This window comes from Halobacteriovorax sp. CON-3 (genome assembly GCF_043196995.1).
Lineage (GTDB): Bacteria > Bdellovibrionota > Bacteriovoracia > Bacteriovoracales > Bacteriovoracaceae > Halobacteriovorax_A.
In genome coordinates this window covers 1,321,512-1,341,333 of the sequence record NZ_JBEBNA010000001.1, presented here as the reverse complement: position 1 = coordinate 1,341,333, position 19,822 = coordinate 1,321,512, and the positions used below count along the sequence as shown (strand labels likewise).

Below are 19,822 nucleotides of genomic sequence, written 5' to 3'. Positions count from 1 at the left end.
CTTTTTATGATTCTTTCTTAAAATCATTCATCATACGAGTTTGTTCTCTAACTGACTCAGTGTGAATTGCATGGTAAAGCTCTTCCACAAATCGACGATCTAGTGAAAGCTTTTCTCCCTTAGCAATACGATCATTCATTAGAGCATCCATTCTTCCTACTTGAAGCGGAGTGACGTTATTTGCACTCTTTAGTGCTCCAATTTGTTTAACGATATTCATACGCATATGCATAAATTCAAGGATATCATTATCAATTTGATCGATTTTATTTCTAAGTTTATTTAACTCATCTTCAAATCCGTCATTGTGTCCAACGGCATCTCTAACTTGTAGGTGAGTGATAATTTCATGAAGCATCTTAGGTGTTACCTGTTGAGCGGCATCACTTAAAGCTTTATCTGGAGTGATATGAGTTTCAACCATCACACCGTCCATATTCATATCCATGGCCTTCTGACAAACCTCTCCAATAAGATTTCTGTTACCGGCAATGTGTGAAGGGTCACAGATAATTGGAAGATCTGGCATTAATCTTTTAAGTTCGATTGGAATGGCCCAGTATGGTTTATTTCTGTACTTTGTCTTTTCTGCACTTGAAAAACCTCTGTGAATTGCAGCAAGTTTATCTAGGCCAACATTTGAAAATCTTTCAATAGCACCCATCCAAAGCGCAAGGTCAAGGTTGATTGGATTCTTTACCATAACTGGAATGTCGACACCTTTGAGGGCCTCAGCGATTTCTTGAACAGCAAAAGGTGAAACCGTCGTACGTGCTCCAATCCAAAGAATATCAACATTGTGCTTAAGAGCTAATTCAACGTGAGAAGCATTAGCAACTTCTGTTGTAATAGGAATATTAAAATCTTTTCTAACTTGTTCCATCCAAGGAAGGCCAACTAGTCCTACACCTTCAAATGTATTTGGGCGAGTTCTTGGCTTCCAGATACCAGCACGAAAGGCGTCCACTTTGCCATTTTCAACTAGCTCTTTTGCAATCTGATAAACTTGCTCTTCACTTTCTGCTGAACATGGTCCAGCGATAACAAGAGGCTTTTCATCTATTTTAATCCAAGAGTTTAGTGGCGCTATTTTCATGTGACATCCTTTTTGGTCAAGTATTAAGATAAATTTATATTACTCAATACAATACTATTCAAGTCTTTAACTCATCGAAATTGACTTAAATTTTCTTAATTTATTCAGTGTTTATTTGATGTAAATGGAATTATTTGCTTAGGGAAAGTTATGGGTCCAAGATATTCAAAATATAATGAACCCACTATAAGAATTATGGAATATAAATTGCCGAGTTCTTTTCGTTCTCTTTTACTTCAAGACGAGAAATCCATACACGGCCGTCAGTTTTCTTCTTAATAAGTTCAGACATTTTTTCGTAAACGAATTCTGCCGTTCCTTCCATTCCTGCATTTGGCAGAACACGAAGTTGAACGACACCTGCTTCATCAAGTTTTTTAAATTCATCCATAAATGGATCATCTTGTGATGCAAGAAAAGTGTGGTCGAACATATCATCAAGCCAGGCCTTTACATCTTTAAGATCACCGAAGTCCATAACCCACATTTCCTTTGTTAATTCAGAACATTCAAATTCAAAATGAAATGAGCGAGAGTATCCGTGAACGAAGCGACAGTGTGAATCTGCTTTCCATTGACGATGTGTACATGGGAAACCATAGAAGTGTTTTGTTGATTTAAAAGTGGCCATAATTATCTCCGTTTAAGTACCTACACACTAGCATAGATCGGGTAATCATGGCCACATGATCTAGTCCCAGAAGGGACTATAACTTGATAGTTTTGATATCTTCATTAAGTTCTTTGGTAGCTTTTTTGGTAAAGATGAGGGTAGGGGAATACTTGAAAGCTACACCCAGAACCAGAAGAGTTTGGATAATGAAGATATTGCGATTAATATCCTGTCCTCCTTCTGCTGCCACGAAGTTTCCAGCTGAGGGAAACCATCTTAGGGCAATAAAGTAAATCGCAACTGGTAAGAGCATATTCACTAGGCCATTGTAGACTCTTTCTTTTGAATTCTTAGGGGGATTTAAGAACTCATTTAATAGAGCGAATCCTAAGGACAGTAGTGAAAGTGCTGTAAATACCACGGTCATTACAGGGTTTTGGAAAACTTGAATGGATAAGAGTGCCAAGACACCAAAGAACATATAGCTCAGTAAGCGATACTTCTTGCCCTTGTCATCCTTTTCCGAAAAGAAATCCACTAAAAAAACTAAATTGAATACTGTGAATACGATTGTTATTGTCATGCCCTGCATATCGGGGCTTTTGCCAATGTCTAAACTTAAGAAAATACTAAAAAAGGCTAAATCCTCTTTAACAAATTGCTCTAAATAAGCTACGCTCTGTCCATGACGAATATCATAAGCACACAGGGTTTTATCATTCACGATCAAGTTTTTGATCAGGCCAATCATATGGAACTTATCTTTTGGATTAAAACGCCAGAAGATGTTGTTAAAGTGATTATTTCAAACGAGCGTCCTCTCTTTTTTATTGAAAGTGATGCCAACTTAAATCTTAGCTTTCAAGGTGAGAGAAAGAAGTTAAACCTAAAAGCTTTCAATGGCAGAAGCTTAGATGGTATTTATTTTAATCGTCATAAAGATCTCATGGATACAAGAGAGCACTTTCATAAAAATGGAATCCGTACCTATGAAAGTGATGTGAGACCAAATGAGCGATTCTTGATGGAGAGATTCATTAATGGTGAAGTTCTTATTCAAGGGCAAGCTCAAGTGATGGGCAAGATGCGTGTTTTTCATAACCCACAAATGAAGGCCTTGGGAATTCATGAGTCCGCCCAAAAACCAACGCCTAATTTTAATATTATGTCCTTAGATATTGAAACGAGTATGGGAAATGATCTCTACTCAATTGCAATCCATCAAATAGGTGATCGTGATATCAAAAAAGTTTATATGGTTGATGAAAGTGGCCAGTACTCAAATGATGAGTTAACAACTTTCTATCGTAGTGAAAAAGAATTAATGATTTCATTCATTAACGATTTTCCTAATTACGATCCAGACTTTATCGTCGGCTGGCACGTTATTGGTTTTGACTTAAAGTTCTTAGAACGAAAGTGCCAACAATTTGGTATTAAATTTAATCTTGGGCGCGATGGCTCTCAAGTTCGTTTGAGAGAAAGAAAGGGGGCCGGTTGGTTTTCAACAATTGCTGGTCGCCAAGTCATTGATGGGCCACCAACTTTAAGAGCGGCTTTTTATCAATTTGAAAATTTTAAACTCGATACTGTCGCTACTGCTGTGCTTGGTGCGAATAAAGATATTACTGAAACAGGGATGGATAAGGTTGAAGAGATCACAAGGCGCTTTTTAGAAGAGAAGCATGCTCTTGCAAAATATAATATTCTCGACTGTACCCTCGTTCTTGATATTTATAAGAAGCTAGAAATTATTGATCACCTTTATCGCCGCGTACAACTTAGTGGGATGTTAATTGATCGCCTCTCTGGCTCAACACGTGCCTTTGATCATATCTATTTACCGCGTCTTCACCGTAAAGGGTTTATTGCAGGAAATACCTTAGATATTGATAAAGAAAGTGCATCTCTTGGTGGACTCGTTATTGAGGGAACTAAAGGGTTACATGAAAACGTTGTGGTTCTAGATTTTAAGTCTCTCTACCCAACGATTATTAAAACTTTTAAAATAGATCCTCTTTCTCGTTTAAAAGGTGATGTGAATTCAACAATTCTTAAAAACGGTGTTGCCTTTTCTAAGACGGAGCATATTCTTCCTGAACAAATCGACTTTCTTTTAAAGCAACGTGAAATTGCAAAAACGAGACAAGATAAGAACTTATCACAGGCCGTAAAAATTCTAATGAATTCATTTTACGGGGTGATGGGCTCAGGTGGCTGTCGCTTCTATCATGCGGACCTTGCAACCTCGATAACTTCAACAGGCCAGTGGCTTTTAAATGAGTCCATGAATTATGCCCGCTCACTTGGTTATGAAGTTGTTTATGGTGACACTGACTCTGTCTTTATCAAGCTAAAATTCTTAGAGACTTCTCAAAAGGATAAGGCGGGTACAGATCTAGCACGCAAAATAACAACTCATTTAACAGAATTAATTGAAAGAGATTATGATCTTGAGTCACATCTTGAGATGGAATATGAAAAGTGTTTTAAGAAGCTTTTTATTCCTGAATCACGAAGTTCTGAAATGGGGGCAAAGAAACGCTATGCCGGAATTTTTGATAATGGTGAATTATATTTTTCTGGCATGGAGTTTGTTCGTTCTGATTGGACTAAGGCCGCAAAGAGCTTTCAATACGAAATCTACAAGCGCTTTTTTAATGCAGAATCTTTAAACGAATATATTAAGAATTATGTAAATGATCTTAAAAATGGCCTATTTGATAAAGAATTGATTTATTCAAAGAGGTTATCTAAAGATATTAGTGAGTACACAAAGTCTAACCCTCCTCATGTGAAGGCCGCAAGGTTATTGCAAGAAAAGGAGCCTGATAAGAATATCAGGAAAATCGACTACTTAATAACAATGCATGGGCCTGTTCCACTGGACTTTGCGCCAAAAGATATCGATTATCAGCACTATATTGACAAACAACTGTCTCCAGTGGCAACTGATGTGCTAAAATTTATGGGTATCTCCTTTGACGATATTGTCATGGGTTCACAAATGAGTTTATTTGAATGAGCGAGCAACAAGAAGTAATACATTCTAGAAAAAGCTACAAAAAGAATTGGGCCTTTATGGGTTCTGTGTTCTTTGTTATGGCCATCATCTACGTTTTCTTTAAACGCGACCTCTATTTATATGTCTGTGAACAAGAGAATAATGCCCCGGCCTGTTTCTTATTATCTGATATTTATCAGGATGACGGGGAGCATGCAAAGGCGCAAAAGTATCTTGAGCTTTCTTGTCAGAATAAATACGAAATCGCTTGTAATAAGCTAGGGAAGGTACTTCCAGCCACTATCGTGAAATAGACTCACTTTTATTTCCTTACCATCGCTTGAACTTTTTTCGCTTCTTATATATCCTATTGAGCAGTTCAAAGGGGTTCTATTTTGATTCGAACATTAATTGATATTTATATTTTTATTCTCATCATTGATGTGATTATTTCTTATATTCCTCAATATAAGTCACATCCAATTTGTATCAGAATTAAGCAACTCTCAGACTACACATGCGGGCCAGTTCGTCGCATGTTACCTGAAATGGATATTCCATTTGATATCTCTCCAATGATTGTCATTTTATTTTTAAAGATTTTTGTCGCAGTTTTTTAGTTTCTTTGTAATTTCAAATTCTTGCCAATACGTATCAAAAGTTATTAAACTATAATCATATGTATTGCCTATGGAGGGGTTAGTGCACAACGAGTTTGATTTTCTTACACAAGAGACTTTTAACCTAAATACACGAGATACTTTTTTGGCCGATGAAGATTTTCGAAATGAATTTCTTTTTGGCTCAGATAGTTTAGAGTCTGAATCAGAGTCGAGTGCAGAATATCCACAAACTTCTGGCTTCGTTTACAATATCGTTAAGAGTAGCTCAACATTCTCTATTCGCGGCGTAATCTCGGACAATATTAGCGAAACATTCGAGCTGGCAAACTCAGGTGATCTGACAACACTAAAGTCACTAAGAATCGATGAGAGTGAAGTGGCCGCAACTCTTTACTATGAAATATCAAACCTAGATCTTGCTCAAGTTATTTACGATCAAATTTTTAATAAGCGCTTTCCTTTAGAGGAAGACCTCATTTGCAATATCTCTGACCCTGGCTTTAGCTGGTGGTATCAAAGAAGTGATGATGCGATTAGAATTAACTTCAAAAGCCATAAGCTTGAGGGCAGTGGAGAAAGACTGAAATTAGGACCAATTGGTGATGTTTGTATTGCAAGTATCCTATTTACACGTCTGGAAAAGGCCATTGAAGAGAAGATGAATCTTTTAGAATTCAGCATCTCCGAAAAGCATTTTATTATAAAACCAAAAGATCGCTTTCACCGAGTTTTTGAAGAATTGTCACTTGTTTTTGAAGAAGGAGAGCTTGATAACGATGCTCAAATTCTTAAGGGACTAGACGATACTTTAAAATTATATCTAATTGAGTTGGCAACAATCAGAAAGTTTTGGCTTCATATCGAAGCTTTAAATACAAATTTCGATTATTCAACAACTCAGAATCTTCTGTCTTAGTCGTCAATAAAACGGCCGAAATGCCTTTGTGCGCTTTGTCACGATAAGTTTTCCGTGAGAAAACTACTTGTGCGAAATTTTGAAACGCATTAAAATATTGATATTGGGAAAAAAAGTATTCATGAGGAATACTTCGCAAAAAACAGGATGTAAGTTTGCAGTTTTCACTAGGAAGAAATCGTGGACCTTCTGCGTCAGGGTCTGCATCGAAGACTAATAGTAGTTCAGAGCAAAATTCAAGAAGTGCAGCAATGCAAAAGGCGATTGAGAGAAATCGTGCAAAGATGGCCTCTAGAGGTACTTCTAGACCGATGGGAACTCCACCTCCAACTCCTGGTGCATCAGCAACTGCTCGTCCAAGACCAAGACCGATGTCTGCTCCATCACGTGATGAGGGAGAATCTAGTGAATCGGGCTCTTCTGTTTTAGCAAAACTTCGTGCTCAACGCGCTCAACGAGAGGCAAGTGCCGCTCCAAAGCCGGCAGCTGCGCCAAGACCAACTCCGACTCCTTCTGCAAGTGGGACTCCAACAAGAAAACCAATTACTCAAGCTGATAATATTGAAATGTCTTCGCCTCTAAGAAAGAAGGCGACTGCACCGGCAACTGTTAATTATGCAGATCAAACACCTGCAAAAGCAATTGCTAAAGCAAAGACAGCTGTTAGCGCAAAGAGAAAAGTAAAGTCAAAGTCTAAAAAGAAAGGTGAGCTTACACACTGGGGTGTGAAGCTTTGCTGGGGATTTTGCTTATTTCTACTTGGGCGTTTAGTTTTTTCTCAGGGTGGAGTCATTGAGTACTTTGATAAGAAGTCGACACTTGATCAGGCCTACCATGAAGTAACATTACTTAAAGCAGAGAATGATGGCCTAATGAAAGAGCTGGATCTAATCAGAAATAATCACCGCTACAAGAAGAAGCTTGTGCGTGATCACCTTGGGTATATTGCTCGTGATGAGTATCTTATTTTATTCCCAGAGACTTCTGAAACTTCTGATCGAGGGCTTTCTTCCATTTAAGTTGGGAGCCCTTGGTAATTCCATACTTCTTTGCCATTCCGGCATGCAGTTCTAATACAAATTGACCCTGATAAACCTTTGTCGTTGGAATCTTTTGCGGTTCATTGCGACTCGGATAGTGGGGAAGTGTTTCAATCGCTACTACTTTAAAGTTTTTATCTAAAAAAATAATATCGAGATCAAAGTGAGTATCAGGCATCCAAAACTTTAGGGGCATCTCTTTCGAATAGACAAAGACGAGCCCTTCGTTCTTTTTCATTTTATTGGCCTTGAGTCCACTTAGGCCCTGCTGCTTCTCTTCTTCTGACACTGCCCACGAGACATTTATCTCACTATTCTTTGGTGTGATTAGGATTTTCTCATTCCACTTCTTGTTAATGAATTGGGCATGGGCGTGTGTGCTTAGCGTTAAGAGTAGAAATACAAAAAATGTACTGAGAATATGTGAAGAATTTGTTATAAATTTCATACCAAAAAACTATATATCAAGAGGATTAGCATGTCACAGATTAAGGGTTTGATGAGAACTCACAATTTAGGAGAATTAAGGGCCGAGCACATCGGAAATGAAGTAACACTATGCGGTTGGGTAAATAAGAACCGTGACCTTGGTGGTCTAACTTTTATCGATTTACGAGATAAGTTTGGTGTAACTCAACTTAACTTCACAAATTTCAAGGGCGACGCTGATCTTCTTAAAAAATGCCACCTTGAATCAGTTATTAAAGTTGTTGGGACAGTTGCAGGCCGTCCTGAAGAAGCACTAAATAAGAATATGCCAACAGGTGAAGTTGAAGTTCATGTAACAGACCTTCAAGTTCTATCTGAGTGTGATATTAATAATATTCCATTTCTTCCATACGGTGCTACTGAAGCAACTGAAGATAATAAACTTAAGTATCGCTACCTAGACCTTAGAACAAAGAAGCTTCAAGATATTCTAAAGCTTCGTTCTAAAATCACTCTAGACGTAAGAAATACAATGAGCGCAAATGACTTCATCGAAGTTGAGACGCCAATTCTTTATAAGTCGACACCAGAAGGTGCTCGTGACTATGTTGTTCCATCTCGTGTTCATCCAGGTCACGTTTATGCACTTCCACAATCACCACAAACTCTTAAACAACTTCTCATGATTGGTGGAACTGATAAGTACTTCCAAATCTGTAAGTGTTTCCGTGACGAGGACTTAAGAGCTGATCGTCAGCCTGAATTTACTCAAATCGATATTGAGGTTTCATTCGCTACTGAAGAGTATATGAAAAACCTTGCAACAGATCTTATGAGAAATATTTTTGAGCTTGGTGCTGACTTTGAAATTCCAGTTATGCACTATAACGATGCCATGAGAGATTATGGTTCAGATAAGCCAGATGTTCGCTTTGGCCTAAAACAACATATTGTTTCAGAGCTTTTCAAAGATACTGAATTTGGTGTTTTCAAATCAGCTATTGAAAGTGGTGGCATGGTTAAGACGATGTTCGTACCAGCTTCAATGGGAACTTTCTCACGTAAGATCCTTGATGGATTTGTTGATGTAGTTAAGCCACATGGTGGAAAAGGTGTGGCCTTCTTTAAAGTTGAAGAGGGGAAAGCATCTGGTGGTATTTCAAAATTCATCACTGATGATGTTCTTGCTTCACTTTCTAATCTTTCAGACTTAGATGGTGATGCTGCAAACGGAACATGGCTATTCTTCGCTGACCAAGAGGGAATTGTACACGATAGTGCAGATGCTCTTCGTCGTCACCTAGGACGCGAACTTGGTCTTATTAAAGATGGTTATGCATTCCTATGGGTAAATGATTTCCCATGTTTTGAAACAGATGAAGAAAGATTCTATGCAAAACACCACCCATTCACTTCTCCTAAGATTAGTGAAATGGATAAATTCATGAATGAAGAAGTTAATGTAAATAATAAAACTCTTCGTGACCTACCTGCTCAAGCTTACGATCTTGTTTGTAACGGATACGAGCTAGGTGGTGGATCAATTAGAATTCACAACGGTGCTGTTCAAGAGAGAATGTTTGAAGTTCTTGGAATGAGTGAAGAAGAAGTTTCTAGTCAATTTGGATTCTTCGTAAATGCACTTAAGTACGGAACTCCTCCACACGGAGGGATTGCTTTAGGTCTAGACCGTATCACTATGGTTAAGGCCGGAACTGATAATATCCGTGACGTTATCGCTTTCCCAAAAACAACGACAGCAAGTGATATGATGTCGAATGCACCATCAGTACCTGCAAAAGAGCAGACTGACGAATTACACTTTGGTTTCTTAAAATAATTGCAGAAGGCCCTCTTGTTAGGAGGGCCTTTTTTTTTGGAATATTGATCTATGTTTAAAAGCTTATACCGTGAATTCTTACATGAGTGGAAACATAGCTCGACAATGTCAGTAATCTTTCAATTTCTTGGCATCATCACTTTCTTTTTTGTCTATACTTCGAATTTAAATCTCGACAGTAATGCTAAAACGTTTTTAGCGATATTCTCTTACGTGGTTATTCAGTGGCTCCTTTCAAGTACTCCACTTTTTATCTCTGGCATGATGGGAGTAGCACTTACTGTTCTCTTTGGTGTGGTTACTTTTGAAGAAGCTTTTAGTAGCTTCAGTTCACAGATCATTTTTCTCTTCATGGGAGGCTTTCTTTTAGCGCGTGCCATGGAGAAGCTTGGCCTTGATCGAAAGTTATCAGTGACGATTCTAAACTCTCGCTTCATCGATGGGGACTTCAATCGCACTCTGGCCGTCGTTATTGGTGTCACTTGTCTATTTTCGATGTGGGTTTCAAATTCCGCTACAACTGCAATGATGTTACCAATCGGTTTTGGGCTACTTAAGTCTTTTAAAGTGAAAGAAGAAACAACGAAGCAGTATTTTCTATTAATTGTTGCTTATGCCGCATCGGTTGGTGGAATGGCCACTCCAATTGGTTCACCTCCAAACCTTATTACAATGGGACTACTTGAGCAGCATACAGATCAAGTTTTAACTTTTTGGGATTGGTGTAAGTTTGGGTTTCCCCTGACAATCTTTTTTTCAATTATTTTATTCTTCTATGCAAAGAGAAAAATTACTGAAGATATTAAGAAAGTTGATAAGAATGATCTCATGATGAGCTTAGGAAAGAATAATAAAATTACAAATAACGAAATTCGCTTAATGGTTATTTTTGCGATTACGATTTTCTTTTGGTTTGCTCCAAGTTTATGCTCCCTCATATTAGGTAAGGAACATATCGTTTCAATTTATGTACAAAAGTATTTAACAGCGGGAATGGTTGCTATCATTGCTGCTTGTACGCTCTTTATGGCACCAATTTATAGTCGTACAAAATTATTGGATCAAGAAGATATTAAGACGATTGATTGGGGAACACTATTACTCTTCGCTTCCGGTCTCTCTCTAGGAACGACACTTTTTAAAACAGGAATTGCTGATTTTGTGGCAAATAACCTGATCAGTATTTTTAGCAACTGGAGCTTTGCAGCTCTTCTTGTTCTTGTTGTTGGAATTTCAATATTACTCACTGAGCTTGTGAGCAATACGGCCGCGGCCAATGTTCTGGTCCCAATCCTGATTGCAGCAGCAACTCAAGCAAATTTCTCAAGTATTACTGCCGCCTTTGTGGTGGCCTTTAGTTGTAATATGGCCTTTATGTTACCAGTTGCCACACCACCAAATGCGATTGTCTATGGAACAGGTCTCGTTCCGATGAACCGTATGATTAGCTTTGGCGTTATTCTCAATATTGTGGCCTTTATTAGTTTGGCCTTAATTGTGATGCTATCTTAGCTCTGACATTTTCTTCCTAATTTTATTTAGTTCATTAATTATTTAAGCGTACTAATTGCTCTTTCCGAATAGGAGAGCATGAAAGCACTAAAAATCACCACATTATCACTTTGTTCTCTTTTTACTTTTTCCTTTGATGACAAGTTCGAAGACTTTGCCGAGATGGATGCATGTATCGAATGTGTCATGGTTCAAGAACAGAATCAAAATATGAACTCTTCTGGGGGGAGCTATCCTGGTATGGGAATAGGCATGGGGGGCAGCTTCACTAAATATGGTGTTAATCTGGAGATGCCAGATGAAAAAGCGATTGCATCAGCATTTGCAAAAAATCAATTACAGCATCATATATCTCGGCCAGCTAATGATACAGTGGACTTAGAAAGTTATTTCGCAAGTGTTGATCCAAAGAATGAGTTAAGTCGTAGTGAGCGTGAAAAATTAGTCACTGAAATTATAAGTAACTCCACAGCTCCATATTATGAATATAATGTAGAAACAAATACTGGTTTCTATAAAGTTAATCCCGCTATCGAGCGTCTAATTCGTTCGGCCCAAGCTTCTGGCTATATTGTTGATGATGAGTCATATAAAGACCTAGAATTAGCAAAGGCCTACATTACTTATGAAGGTGATGTGGATGGACTAATTAGTTATCTTAAAGAAAATTATAAAGGGGCCAAGCTTGCAAAGGCAGCAAATCAATATCCTCGTTATATCGGTATGGATGCCAATGGGAACCTTTCAGACGACTATTATAAATTATTAAAGCTTTCTCTCGAATCTGGGGGACTTGATGATACAAAGGTCATGCAATTAATTAGACAAGAGATTCTATTAAGATCACTTGGAGGGAAGCCCTCACCAATTTCTGATTTAATATCAAAGCATATTGATGTAGCAGAGTCTTATCGAAATGGGTTAGGAGATAATTTGGCATGTGAATTTGCTAAAGGGGTTTATCTTAATACTGATCATATGAAAGAAACGATAAGTTCGACATATCCAGCAATCGCCAGTTCAGGTAATATGTTTGGCTCTTATGAGCAGCAGGCGATGATGGAAGAGCTCAAAAGTTCTACCATTTTTAATAATATGAATAGCCTTCTTCATTACCAGGCCCTAGGCGGAAGTATTGATACGGTTTGTGCAGATGGTATGTATCCAAGGGATTATCTCGAAGTTGCCCATAGAGAAGGGCTTCTTGCTAATTTTGCTAAAGAGGAGCTTATCTCTCTTGGGCTTGTACAGGATGATTGCTACAAAGATGTTTCTCGCCTTGATTTAGCGAAGTTATGTGATGCTGCTTCCATTGCATATATTCTTGAAAGACAGACCAATCGAAATCTTCAAATGTCTGAGCGTACAGAAAACTCAAATGTTAAACACAATTATAATGAGGGGAGAAATGGTTGTAGTATTTCTGTTCTTGATAATATTGTGAGAAAAGGTGGGAAGACTGTTGATCGTGAAGTTGAAGTTCTCTTAAATAGTGATGAAGTAATTTTAAGAACCAAGAGTATGGAGAAGCTAAAGGCCAGTATTAATAGCCTTTACGGAGACCAGTAAGTTCTTTGTTGCACGAAATCATAGGGGCAGATAAAATAGAATATTATGGCCCTTAGTTTAGAAAAAACTTTTATTAAAACGACAAAGAATAAGATTAAAAATCGTATTGAAAACTCTGATGAATCTTTACTTGAGATAATTCTCGATCATAAAGAGGAGCGTTCTCGTCGTACCCAAAAAGGTGAGCATAAGGCCTGTGTGAAAAGACCGTGGGACTCAAATGATAGTTCTCAGCGAGATCTCTTTAATGGAAGTAGTGAAGGTTATAACAAGTCTAAGGTCGCAAATAAAACGGTCATGAAGCCATATCAAAAAGAGAATGAGGGGAGTCGCCCGAGTAAGTCAGTGAGCTGTGACGAAAAGCTAAAGTCACGAGTTGTGGGCCGTGCTAGCGAAATCTTCGCCAACCTTGATCTTTAGGTCTTTAGGGGCTCCCCCTAACCGAATAGGCTGATTTGCTCGACTTCTTCGACAGGCTCACTTTCAGCTTGGATTTCAGCAAGTGCATAAGCGAACTCTTCTGTGCTGATCACATGAGTTTGTGAAATGAAGTCTTGAACACCCTTCTGATCGTGTCTTAAGAAATTAATCACAAGTGGTAGAAAGAAAAGTAGGTTAGCGAAAACATAACCAATAGAGCGGCCAAAGCAATCAAGAGCGCTTAGTGGCTCAGTTACATTGTGTGACTTCACAACCTTTAACTTGAAAAATGCTTTCCCTAGGGTCTGTCCATTTCCTAGATAGTAAGAAAAGAAGAAGTAGCTAAAGAACATGATTGCAAGTGATAGCTGCGTCGTTTGGCTTTGGAAGGCCATCGATGAAACTTTTGGTGAAGTTGAAATATTTGAAATGAAATTATTTACAAATGATAGCCAAATAAAAGTTAGGGCCTTATTTGCGAAAACGACGATGTAGATATCTAGGATGAAAGCATAGAATCTCTTTCTAAGACGGTCTTGTCGAACCTTCTTAGCTGCTTTGCTCTTTTTATAGTAATCGTAAATTTCAGATAGCTTATTATTCGTGCTCATACAGTATTTATCGGTATGAACGCAGGAGAGTAAAAAAAAGGCGCTTAAGAAAGCGCCCTTGGAAATTATTTCTAGTTTAAAGTAATTTGGTCAACTAATTCATTGAGCTTATTTAGCGCCTGAATCGGAGTTAAGTTGTTGATATCAACTTTTGATAAGTGATCTTCAACTTGTTTTAAGTACTCAGGTATTTCTGCTGGTGTTTGTACACTGAAGAAATCTAATTGTTCACTATGGTCACTATCAAGTAACGCTTGAGACACACTTGATTCCTTTTCCATGCTCTTAAGAATTGATTGTGAACGCTTAAGAACTGTTGGAGGAAGCCCTGCTAATTTGGCAACGTAGATACCAAATGATTGTGATGCCGCTTGCTCAACAAGACGGTATAGGAATTTAACATTACCTCTATGGTTCTGTGTTTCTACCGTCAGGTTCTTTGCTTGAGGGTAGCGATCCGCTAAATCAATTAACTCATGGTAGTGAGTTGCAAAGAGACAAAGTGCTTTTGTATTTTCAATGAAGTGCTCAACGAGTGCCCATGCGATTGAAAGGCCATCATAAGTTGATGTCCCACGTCCAACCTCATCAAGAATGATAAGAGACTTATCAGTCGCGTGTCTTAAGATCTCTGCTGTCTCGGCCATCTCAACCATGAAAGTCGATTGACCTTTTAAGATATCATCACTTGCACCAAGACGACTAAAGAGGAAGTCGCAAATGCTAACTTTAGCATTATCAGCAGGAACGTATGAACCAATCTGAGTTAAAAGTTGAATAATGGCAATCTCGCGCATAACAGTTGTCTTACCGGCCATGTTGGGACCTGTGATAAGACCAAAGTATGTTTCATCATTAAGTTTTAAGTCGTGTGGAATAAATTGATCCTTAATGGCCGCTTTAATTAGCGGGTGCCATGCACCTCGAATATCCATGTCACGAGACTTATCTGAAATTGTAGGTCTTGAGAACTCTTCGTTACGAGCAATCCAAGCTAGAGACTGTAGAGTATCTGTTGCCGATAAGATATTGGCCAGTGTTTGAATGGCCAGGCTAAGATTTGTGATTTGCTTGATAAGACTTTTAAAGATTTCTCTTTCCAGTTTTTCAAGCTTTTCACGAGCAACAACAACTTCTTTTTCAAATTGAGTTAACTCTTCTGTCGCGTATCTTTCAGAGTTTACAAGAGTTTGCCTGCGGATAAAGTTTTCAGGAACCTTATCAGTATGAGTTTTTGAAACTTCAATAAAGTAGCCAGCTACGTTATTTGATTTAATACGAAGCTTTTGAATCCCTGTTTCTTCGCGGTAGCGATTTTCAAGTTCAACTAGGGCCTGTGCTGTATTTTGTGACATCTTAGCAAGATGGTCACGAGTTTCATTTGCACCTTCTTTGATTAAGTTTCCTTTATCAAGGTTGGCACCGATTTCGTCATTAATTGTTTTCTTAATTTCATCACGTAGAGAGAAGAGCTCTTTCTTTGCGTTTTCTTCTAGGTCTGTGAATACATTTGTTGGAAGCTTATGAAGAGAGTTTACTAACTCTTCAAAAACATCAACGGCACTTGCAATATTAAGAAGGTCTCCTGCATTAGCACGATTTGTTGCGGCCTTTGCTAGAATTCTTTCAAGGTCACGAACATTATTAAGTGCTTCACGAGTGTCTTGTAAAAGATCATCATTCTTTAAAAAGAATTCAATTGTATCAAGACGATTTGTGATCTCTTTCTTATCTGTTAGTGGACTCGTAAAAACTGTTTTAAGTTTTCGAGAACCCATTGAAGTCTTTGTCTTGTCCATGAAGCCAAGAAGTGAATCTTTATATGTCTCACGTGACTTTGGAAGAATTTCAAGTCCTGTAAGAGTTGGGATTGTGACTTTCATCGCACCCGTGCGGTCAGAGAGACTGAAAGCATGAAGGTGAGTGAACTCTTCATGGTTTTGAGTTGAACAAATATAATATGAAAGCGCGCCAATCGGACTAAGAACTGTTTCATTCTCTTTTAAGAGTTGATCACGCTTATAAGTTGGAATTAGCTTTTCAAGATAAACACTTGAATACTTCTCATCAAAATACTCTTCAGAAAGGTGAGTAACAAGTGTTCCATTGTGCTCATTAAGAGTTGCAACACTTTCGTACTTATCCCACTGACCTAAGTAAGTGATAAATTCCTTAGGGTGAAGAACACGAATCTTTTCAATGAAGTCTTCAAAGCTATCAAGAATGAAGCCTTTGAAAAAACCTGTTGTGAAATCAATGGCAACGATTTCAAAACGGCCGTTTACTTCATTACACGCGATAATGAATTGGTCTTCTTTTGAATCGGTCTTATCAAGATCGTATGGCATTCCTGGAGAGACAACTTGAGTTACCGCTCTCTTTACGATTCCTTTTGCTTCTTTAGGATTTTCAACTTGTTCACAGATAGCAACTTTGAGGCCTTCACTTGAGAAGCGATCGATATAAGTTGCAGCAGCATGGTGTGGAATTCCGGCCATAGGGATTTTGTGATCACCAAGCTTTCCTCTGTGAGTGAGGGCAATATTTAAAATCTTTGAAGCATTAATGGCATCTTCAAAGAAAACTTCGTAAAAGTCGCCCATGCGAAACATCAGCATGTGGTGACGATACTGAACTTTTATCTCGTGATATTGGGTCATCATTGGTGTAAGCTTAACGCCTTCGGCAACGATTTTTTCAATCTCTAAAGTCATATTGTTGATTCCCTTAAGTGTTGTGTATTCTTGAGCGATTAACTCTACCAAATGCGCCACCGATGGAAAAGACTTCAATACTTACAATTGGCATGACGCACTTATTTGTCGTAAAATAGAAGGACGTAAATAGCTGATTATTTACATAAACTGAAGGAAGCTCTTTTTGCTAAGCGTTGGACAACATCTGTCAATTTGGTTATTTCTCATTGGCATCGTCTCATCTACACTTTTTGGTCTCTTTAGTCGTTACGAAGAAAATGAATTCGACCAGTCGATGACGGATCTTTTGAACCAAGATATCTACTCGTATTTTAAGAATGTGAAGTATTTTAAGATGACAGACAAAGATGCGCGCTACCATTTAGAGGCCGCAGAGGTTTCACAAAACTTAACAACAGACGTGCTCATCCTTACAGAGCCGAATGGTGTCCTTATTAATGACCACCAAGCTGATCCAATGTACTACGATGCTTACACAGGTGTTTTAAATGCAAAAGAAAAATACCTTTCGCTAAGAGGGAAGGTGGTTCTTAGAAATCGCAATATGAGCATCAAGTCTGAAAGCATGAATTACTCTGACAATTCTCAAATCGTAAATTTTCGTGGTAAGGCCCAGTCAATTTCAAAAGACTTTGACTCTGCTTATGAGGTTGCGGTTAATGCAGATGAGCTAAGCTACAACCTTGTTTCTGAGGTTGGAACCTACGATGGAAATGTTGAGGGAAGAGTGCAGAGAGTGAGGGCCTATGAGGACTCAGTTAAGTTTTTTGCTGACTCAATTGTTGTTGATAAAAGCAATCGCAATGCCAACATGAGTGGAAATGTAAAATTTCAAAAATCTCAACTACTTGCAAGTGCCCGAAATGGCGAAATCTATCTAGATAACTACAATAAAAAACTCAAGTATTATGCACTTTATGACGATGTGGTCATTGAGGAAACTGTTTCTCCTAAGGGACAAATTCCTTTTAAAAGAAAGGCTTTCAGTGAGAGGCTTGAAGGGTATATGGCAGAGGATAAAATCGTTCTGCTTGGCCTTCCAAGGGTTTATCAAAAGAAAGACGTTTTAAAAGGAAACACAATTGTTCTTAGGCGTGACATCGAGACCATAGAAGTTGATGATGCTAATACGAACTTTAAAATAAGGTAATAGCAGCATGGTTGAAGAAATCGCACAATTATCAGCTCATGGTTTAAAGAAAGTCTACGGCGGCAGAGAAGTCGTTAAAGGCGTAAGCATCGATGTTAAGCAAGGGGAAGTTGTAGGACTACTCGGCCCAAACGGTGCAGGTAAGACAACATCGTTTTATATGATGGTAGGGCTGGTTAAGGCAGATGAAGGAAAAATTGATTTATCTGGCGAAGACTTAACTGAACAACCAATTCATATTAGGGCATTAAAGGGTGTCGGCTATCTTCCACAAGAGGCCAGCATCTTTAGAGATTTAACGGTTGAGGCCAATATCTTTTCGGTTCTAGAAAACCGAGACCTACCAAGGGCCAAGAAGAAGACACTTCTTGATAACTTGATAGCAGATTTTGGACTTGGACATATTAGAAAATCTCTTGGTTCAGCTCTTTCCGGTGGTGAAAGAAGAAGAGTTGAGATTGCACGAACTCTGGCACTTGAGCCTAAGTTTGTACTTCTCGATGAGCCTTTTGCTGGAGTTGACCCATTAGCAGTTAATGACATTCAAAGTGTTATTAACAGCCTAAAGAGAAGGAATATCGGTGTGTTGATCACCGACCACAACGTAAGGGAAACATTAGGAGTAGTTGATCGAGCGTTTATTATGAGTAGTGGAGAATTACTTGTAAGTGGGACACCGGATGAAATTGTAAACAACGAAAGAGCAAGGAAGTTCTATCTTGGTGAAGAATTTAGAATGTAGCTAGACCTAAGCAAATAAGCTGATCTGGTTACTAAGAAATAAGGAACCAATATGGCCACAAAACTTTCGCAGAATCTCAGTCAAACTCAACAGCTCGTGATGACGCCACAGCTTCAGCAGGCGATTAAATTACTGACATTAAGCCATTTAGAAATGACAGATGTTATCGCTAAGGAGATGGTGGAAAACCCAATGCTGGAAGAGTTCTCACCTGGTGAAAGTGATTACAAACTTGATAAATTAGAAAATCAAACAAAAGAAGCCAAGGCCGACGACTTTAAAGAAGAGGCCATGATGAGTAGTGGCGACGATATGGATTGGCAAAAGTATGTCGATAGCTATAACTCGACAACTTATGAACCAAATATGGCCGCACCTTCTCTAAGTCCTGATGATATGCCTAATTACGAGAATATGGTTTCTAAGAGTGAATCTCTTGCAGAACACCTCGAGTGGCAACTTCGTATGGAAAATCTTGATGATCAAGAGATTGATTTTGCTATTGAGATCATTGGAAATATCAATGATGATGGCTACCTTTCATGTGCATTTGATGAGCTTATTGAAAAAGGGAATCTTGATCGTGAACACTCTCTTCATATTTTAGAAGTTGTTCAACGTCTCGATCCAGTTGGTTGTGGTGCCCAAGACTTAGTTGACTGTCTTCTTGCGCAAGCAAGAATTGCAGAAGAGCGTTCACCACTACTTGAAAAGATTATTCGTTTCCATTTAACGAACCTAAAAAATAGAGATTATAAAAAAATTACTGCAGACACTGGAGTGTCGGAAGAGCAGATTATTGAAACAGCTAAACTGCTTCATAATTTTCACCCAAAGCCAGGTCGCCTTGTTGGTGGTGGAGATACTCACTATGTAACTCCTGATGTTTTTGTTGTTGAAGTTGGTGGAGAGTTCGTTGTTCAGGTTAACGACGATGGTGTACCAAGATTAAGAATTTCTAAAATGTATCAGGATATGCTTAATCAAGCAGAATCCCTGAAAAATAAAGAAGCTAAAGAATTTGTAGAAGAAAAACTTAAGTCGGCTTTATGGCTAATAAAGTCTATAAATAAGAGACAGCGAACAATTGATCTTGTGGCAAAGTCAATTGTGAAAAAGCAGCAGCAGTTTTTTAAAAAGGGACCGAAGCTTTTAAAACCAATGGTTCTTAAAGATGTTGCTAATGAGCTGGGAGTTCACGAGTCGACAGTTTCTCGTGCTACTTCAAATAAGTATATGCACACACCAATTGGCCTATTTGAATTAAAGTATTTTTTCAATGCAGGAATTGGTGGAGACAAGGGTGGAATCGACGTTGCAGGTGAAGTTCTTAAACTAAAAATTAAGGAACTTATCGATAACGAAAATGAGAAGAAGCCTTTATCGGATCAGAAGATTGCCGACCTTTTGAGCCAAGAAGATGTGAAGGTTGCGAGGCGTACGGTCGCTAAGTATAGAGAAATGCTTGGGATTTTGTCGTCATCAAAAAGAAAAGTAAAATAGCTCGATATTTTGGAGAAACTGCCGATAGGTTTACCCA

Annotated in this window: 18 protein-coding genes; 12 read left to right on the top strand and 6 right to left on the bottom strand. The window is 38.4% G+C overall.

Annotation, left to right across the window (positions count from 1 at the left end):
- Positions 1-4: 4 nt before the first annotated feature.
- The 3 genes from ABMA72_RS06300 to ABMA72_RS06290 form a co-directional block, all read right to left on the bottom strand.
- A complete protein-coding gene (locus ABMA72_RS06300) occupies positions 5-1,096 on the bottom strand; it encodes a chorismate mutase (RefSeq protein WP_392857156.1) in 1,092 nt (363 codons plus the stop codon).
- Between the two features lie 193 nt (positions 1,097-1,289).
- On the bottom strand, positions 1,290-1,727 hold the full coding sequence (locus ABMA72_RS06295; RefSeq protein ID WP_392857154.1) for a 6-carboxytetrahydropterin synthase: 438 nt from the start codon (positions 1,725-1,727) through the stop codon (positions 1,290-1,292).
- A 76-nt stretch (positions 1,728-1,803) separates the two neighbouring features.
- Complete coding sequence (locus ABMA72_RS06290; protein ID WP_392857152.1) at positions 1,804-2,292, bottom strand: hypothetical protein; 489 nt, start codon at positions 2,290-2,292, stop codon at positions 1,804-1,806.
- A gap of 102 nt (positions 2,293-2,394) precedes the next feature.
- On the opposite strand from ABMA72_RS06290, the gene ABMA72_RS06285 reads away from it, so the two are divergent.
- The 5 genes from ABMA72_RS06285 (at position 2,395) to ABMA72_RS06265 (ending at position 7,271) form a co-directional block, all read left to right on the top strand.
- On the top strand, positions 2,395-4,734 hold the full coding sequence (locus ABMA72_RS06285; RefSeq protein ID WP_393056552.1) for a DNA polymerase II: 2,340 nt from the start codon (positions 2,395-2,397) through the stop codon (positions 4,732-4,734).
- The gene (locus ABMA72_RS06280; RefSeq protein ID WP_392857149.1) at positions 4,731-5,027 is read left to right on the top strand and encodes a hypothetical protein; all 297 of its coding nucleotides are present in this window, start codon (positions 4,731-4,733) and stop codon (positions 5,025-5,027) included. Before ABMA72_RS06285 ends, ABMA72_RS06280 begins: the two co-directional genes overlap by 4 nt.
- 81 nt (positions 5,028-5,108) lie before the next feature.
- A complete protein-coding gene (locus ABMA72_RS06275) occupies positions 5,109-5,333 on the top strand; it encodes a YggT family protein (protein ID WP_392857147.1) in 225 nt (74 codons plus the stop codon).
- An 82-nt stretch (positions 5,334-5,415) separates the two neighbouring features.
- A complete protein-coding gene (locus ABMA72_RS06270) occupies positions 5,416-6,252 on the top strand; it encodes a hypothetical protein (RefSeq protein WP_393056550.1) in 837 nt (278 codons plus the stop codon).
- A 155-nt stretch (positions 6,253-6,407) separates the two neighbouring features.
- Entirely contained in the window at positions 6,408-7,271 is an 864-nt protein-coding gene (locus tag ABMA72_RS06265; protein ID WP_393056548.1) for a septum formation initiator family protein, read from the top strand.
- On the opposite strand, the gene ABMA72_RS06260 is transcribed toward ABMA72_RS06265, so the two are convergent.
- Positions 7,216-7,740 (bottom strand): DUF192 domain-containing protein, encoded by a 525-nt coding sequence (locus ABMA72_RS06260; protein WP_393056547.1) that lies wholly within the window; start codon positions 7,738-7,740, stop codon positions 7,216-7,218. The genes ABMA72_RS06265 and ABMA72_RS06260 overlap by 56 nt on opposite strands.
- A gap of 30 nt (positions 7,741-7,770) precedes the next feature.
- Here ABMA72_RS06260 and aspS point away from each other — a divergent pair, with 30 nt between their 5' ends.
- The 4 genes from aspS (at position 7,771) to ABMA72_RS06240 (ending at position 13,062) form a co-directional block, all read left to right on the top strand.
- The gene (gene aspS, locus ABMA72_RS06255; protein WP_392857141.1) at positions 7,771-9,561 is read left to right on the top strand and encodes an aspartate--tRNA ligase; all 1,791 of its coding nucleotides are present in this window, start codon (positions 7,771-7,773) and stop codon (positions 9,559-9,561) included.
- A 51-nt stretch (positions 9,562-9,612) separates the two neighbouring features.
- Entirely contained in the window at positions 9,613-11,073 is a 1,461-nt protein-coding gene (locus tag ABMA72_RS06250) for an SLC13 family permease (RefSeq protein WP_393056545.1), read from the top strand.
- A gap of 78 nt (positions 11,074-11,151) precedes the next feature.
- The gene (locus tag ABMA72_RS06245) at positions 11,152-12,642 is read left to right on the top strand and encodes a hypothetical protein (RefSeq protein WP_393056543.1); all 1,491 of its coding nucleotides are present in this window, start codon (positions 11,152-11,154) and stop codon (positions 12,640-12,642) included.
- 45 nt (positions 12,643-12,687) lie between these two features.
- Positions 12,688-13,062: a hypothetical protein gene (locus ABMA72_RS06240; protein WP_392857136.1), complete on the top strand. Its 375-nt coding sequence runs from the start codon at positions 12,688-12,690 to the stop codon at positions 13,060-13,062.
- A 17-nt stretch (positions 13,063-13,079) separates the two neighbouring features.
- Here the strand turns inward: ABMA72_RS06240 and ABMA72_RS06235 are convergent, their stop codons facing one another.
- Positions 13,080-13,673, bottom strand: a complete 594-nt coding sequence (locus ABMA72_RS06235) for an RDD family protein (RefSeq protein WP_393056542.1) — start codon at positions 13,671-13,673, stop codon at positions 13,080-13,082.
- A 71-nt stretch (positions 13,674-13,744) separates the two neighbouring features.
- Positions 13,745-16,438 carry a DNA mismatch repair protein MutS gene (gene mutS / locus ABMA72_RS06230; protein WP_392857134.1) on the bottom strand — a complete coding sequence of 898 codons (2,694 nt, stop codon included), beginning with the start codon at positions 16,436-16,438 and terminating at the stop codon, positions 13,745-13,747.
- Positions 16,439-16,553: 115 nt separating this feature from the next.
- Between mutS and ABMA72_RS06225 the strand changes: the two genes are divergently transcribed.
- The 3 genes from ABMA72_RS06225 to rpoN are packed head-to-tail and all read left to right on the top strand — an operon-like array spanning position 16,554 to position 19,785.
- On the top strand, positions 16,554-17,540 hold the full coding sequence (locus ABMA72_RS06225) for an LptA/OstA family protein (protein WP_393056540.1): 987 nt from the start codon (positions 16,554-16,556) through the stop codon (positions 17,538-17,540).
- A 7-nt stretch (positions 17,541-17,547) separates the two neighbouring features.
- On the top strand, positions 17,548-18,282 hold the full coding sequence (gene lptB, locus ABMA72_RS06220; RefSeq protein WP_392857130.1) for an LPS export ABC transporter ATP-binding protein: 735 nt from the start codon (positions 17,548-17,550) through the stop codon (positions 18,280-18,282).
- A 51-nt stretch (positions 18,283-18,333) separates the two neighbouring features.
- On the top strand, positions 18,334-19,785 hold the full coding sequence (gene rpoN / locus ABMA72_RS06215) for an RNA polymerase factor sigma-54 (protein ID WP_392857127.1): 1,452 nt from the start codon (positions 18,334-18,336) through the stop codon (positions 19,783-19,785).
- The last annotated feature ends 37 nt before the right edge of the window (positions 19,786-19,822 follow it).

Bases quoted from the DNA above. Each gene is read 5' to 3' on its own strand.
- ABMA72_RS06300 (WP_392857156.1), bottom strand. From the start codon at position 1,096: ATGAAAATAGCGCCACTAAACTCTTGGATTAAAATAGATGAAAAGCCT.
- ABMA72_RS06295 (WP_392857154.1), bottom strand. From the start codon at position 1,727: ATGGCCACTTTTAAATCAACAAAACACTTCTATGGTTTCCCATGTACA.
- ABMA72_RS06290 (WP_392857152.1), bottom strand. From the start codon at position 2,292: ATGACAATAACAATCGTATTCACAGTATTCAATTTAGTTTTTTTAGTG.
- ABMA72_RS06285 (WP_393056552.1), top strand. From the start codon at position 2,395: ATGACGAATATCATAAGCACACAGGGTTTTATCATTCACGATCAAGTT.
- ABMA72_RS06280 (WP_392857149.1), top strand. From the start codon at position 4,731: ATGAGCGAGCAACAAGAAGTAATACATTCTAGAAAAAGCTACAAAAAG.
- ABMA72_RS06260 (WP_393056547.1), bottom strand. From the start codon at position 7,740: ATGAAATTTATAACAAATTCTTCACATATTCTCAGTACATTTTTTGTA.
- aspS (WP_392857141.1), top strand. From the start codon at position 7,771: ATGTCACAGATTAAGGGTTTGATGAGAACTCACAATTTAGGAGAATTA.
- ABMA72_RS06250 (WP_393056545.1), top strand. From the start codon at position 9,613: ATGTTTAAAAGCTTATACCGTGAATTCTTACATGAGTGGAAACATAGC.
- ABMA72_RS06245 (WP_393056543.1), top strand. From the start codon at position 11,152: ATGAAAGCACTAAAAATCACCACATTATCACTTTGTTCTCTTTTTACT.
- ABMA72_RS06240 (WP_392857136.1), top strand. From the start codon at position 12,688: ATGGCCCTTAGTTTAGAAAAAACTTTTATTAAAACGACAAAGAATAAG.
- ABMA72_RS06235 (WP_393056542.1), bottom strand. From the start codon at position 13,673: ATGAGCACGAATAATAAGCTATCTGAAATTTACGATTACTATAAAAAG.
- lptB (WP_392857130.1), top strand. From the start codon at position 17,548: ATGGTTGAAGAAATCGCACAATTATCAGCTCATGGTTTAAAGAAAGTC.
- rpoN (WP_392857127.1), top strand. From the start codon at position 18,334: ATGGCCACAAAACTTTCGCAGAATCTCAGTCAAACTCAACAGCTCGTG.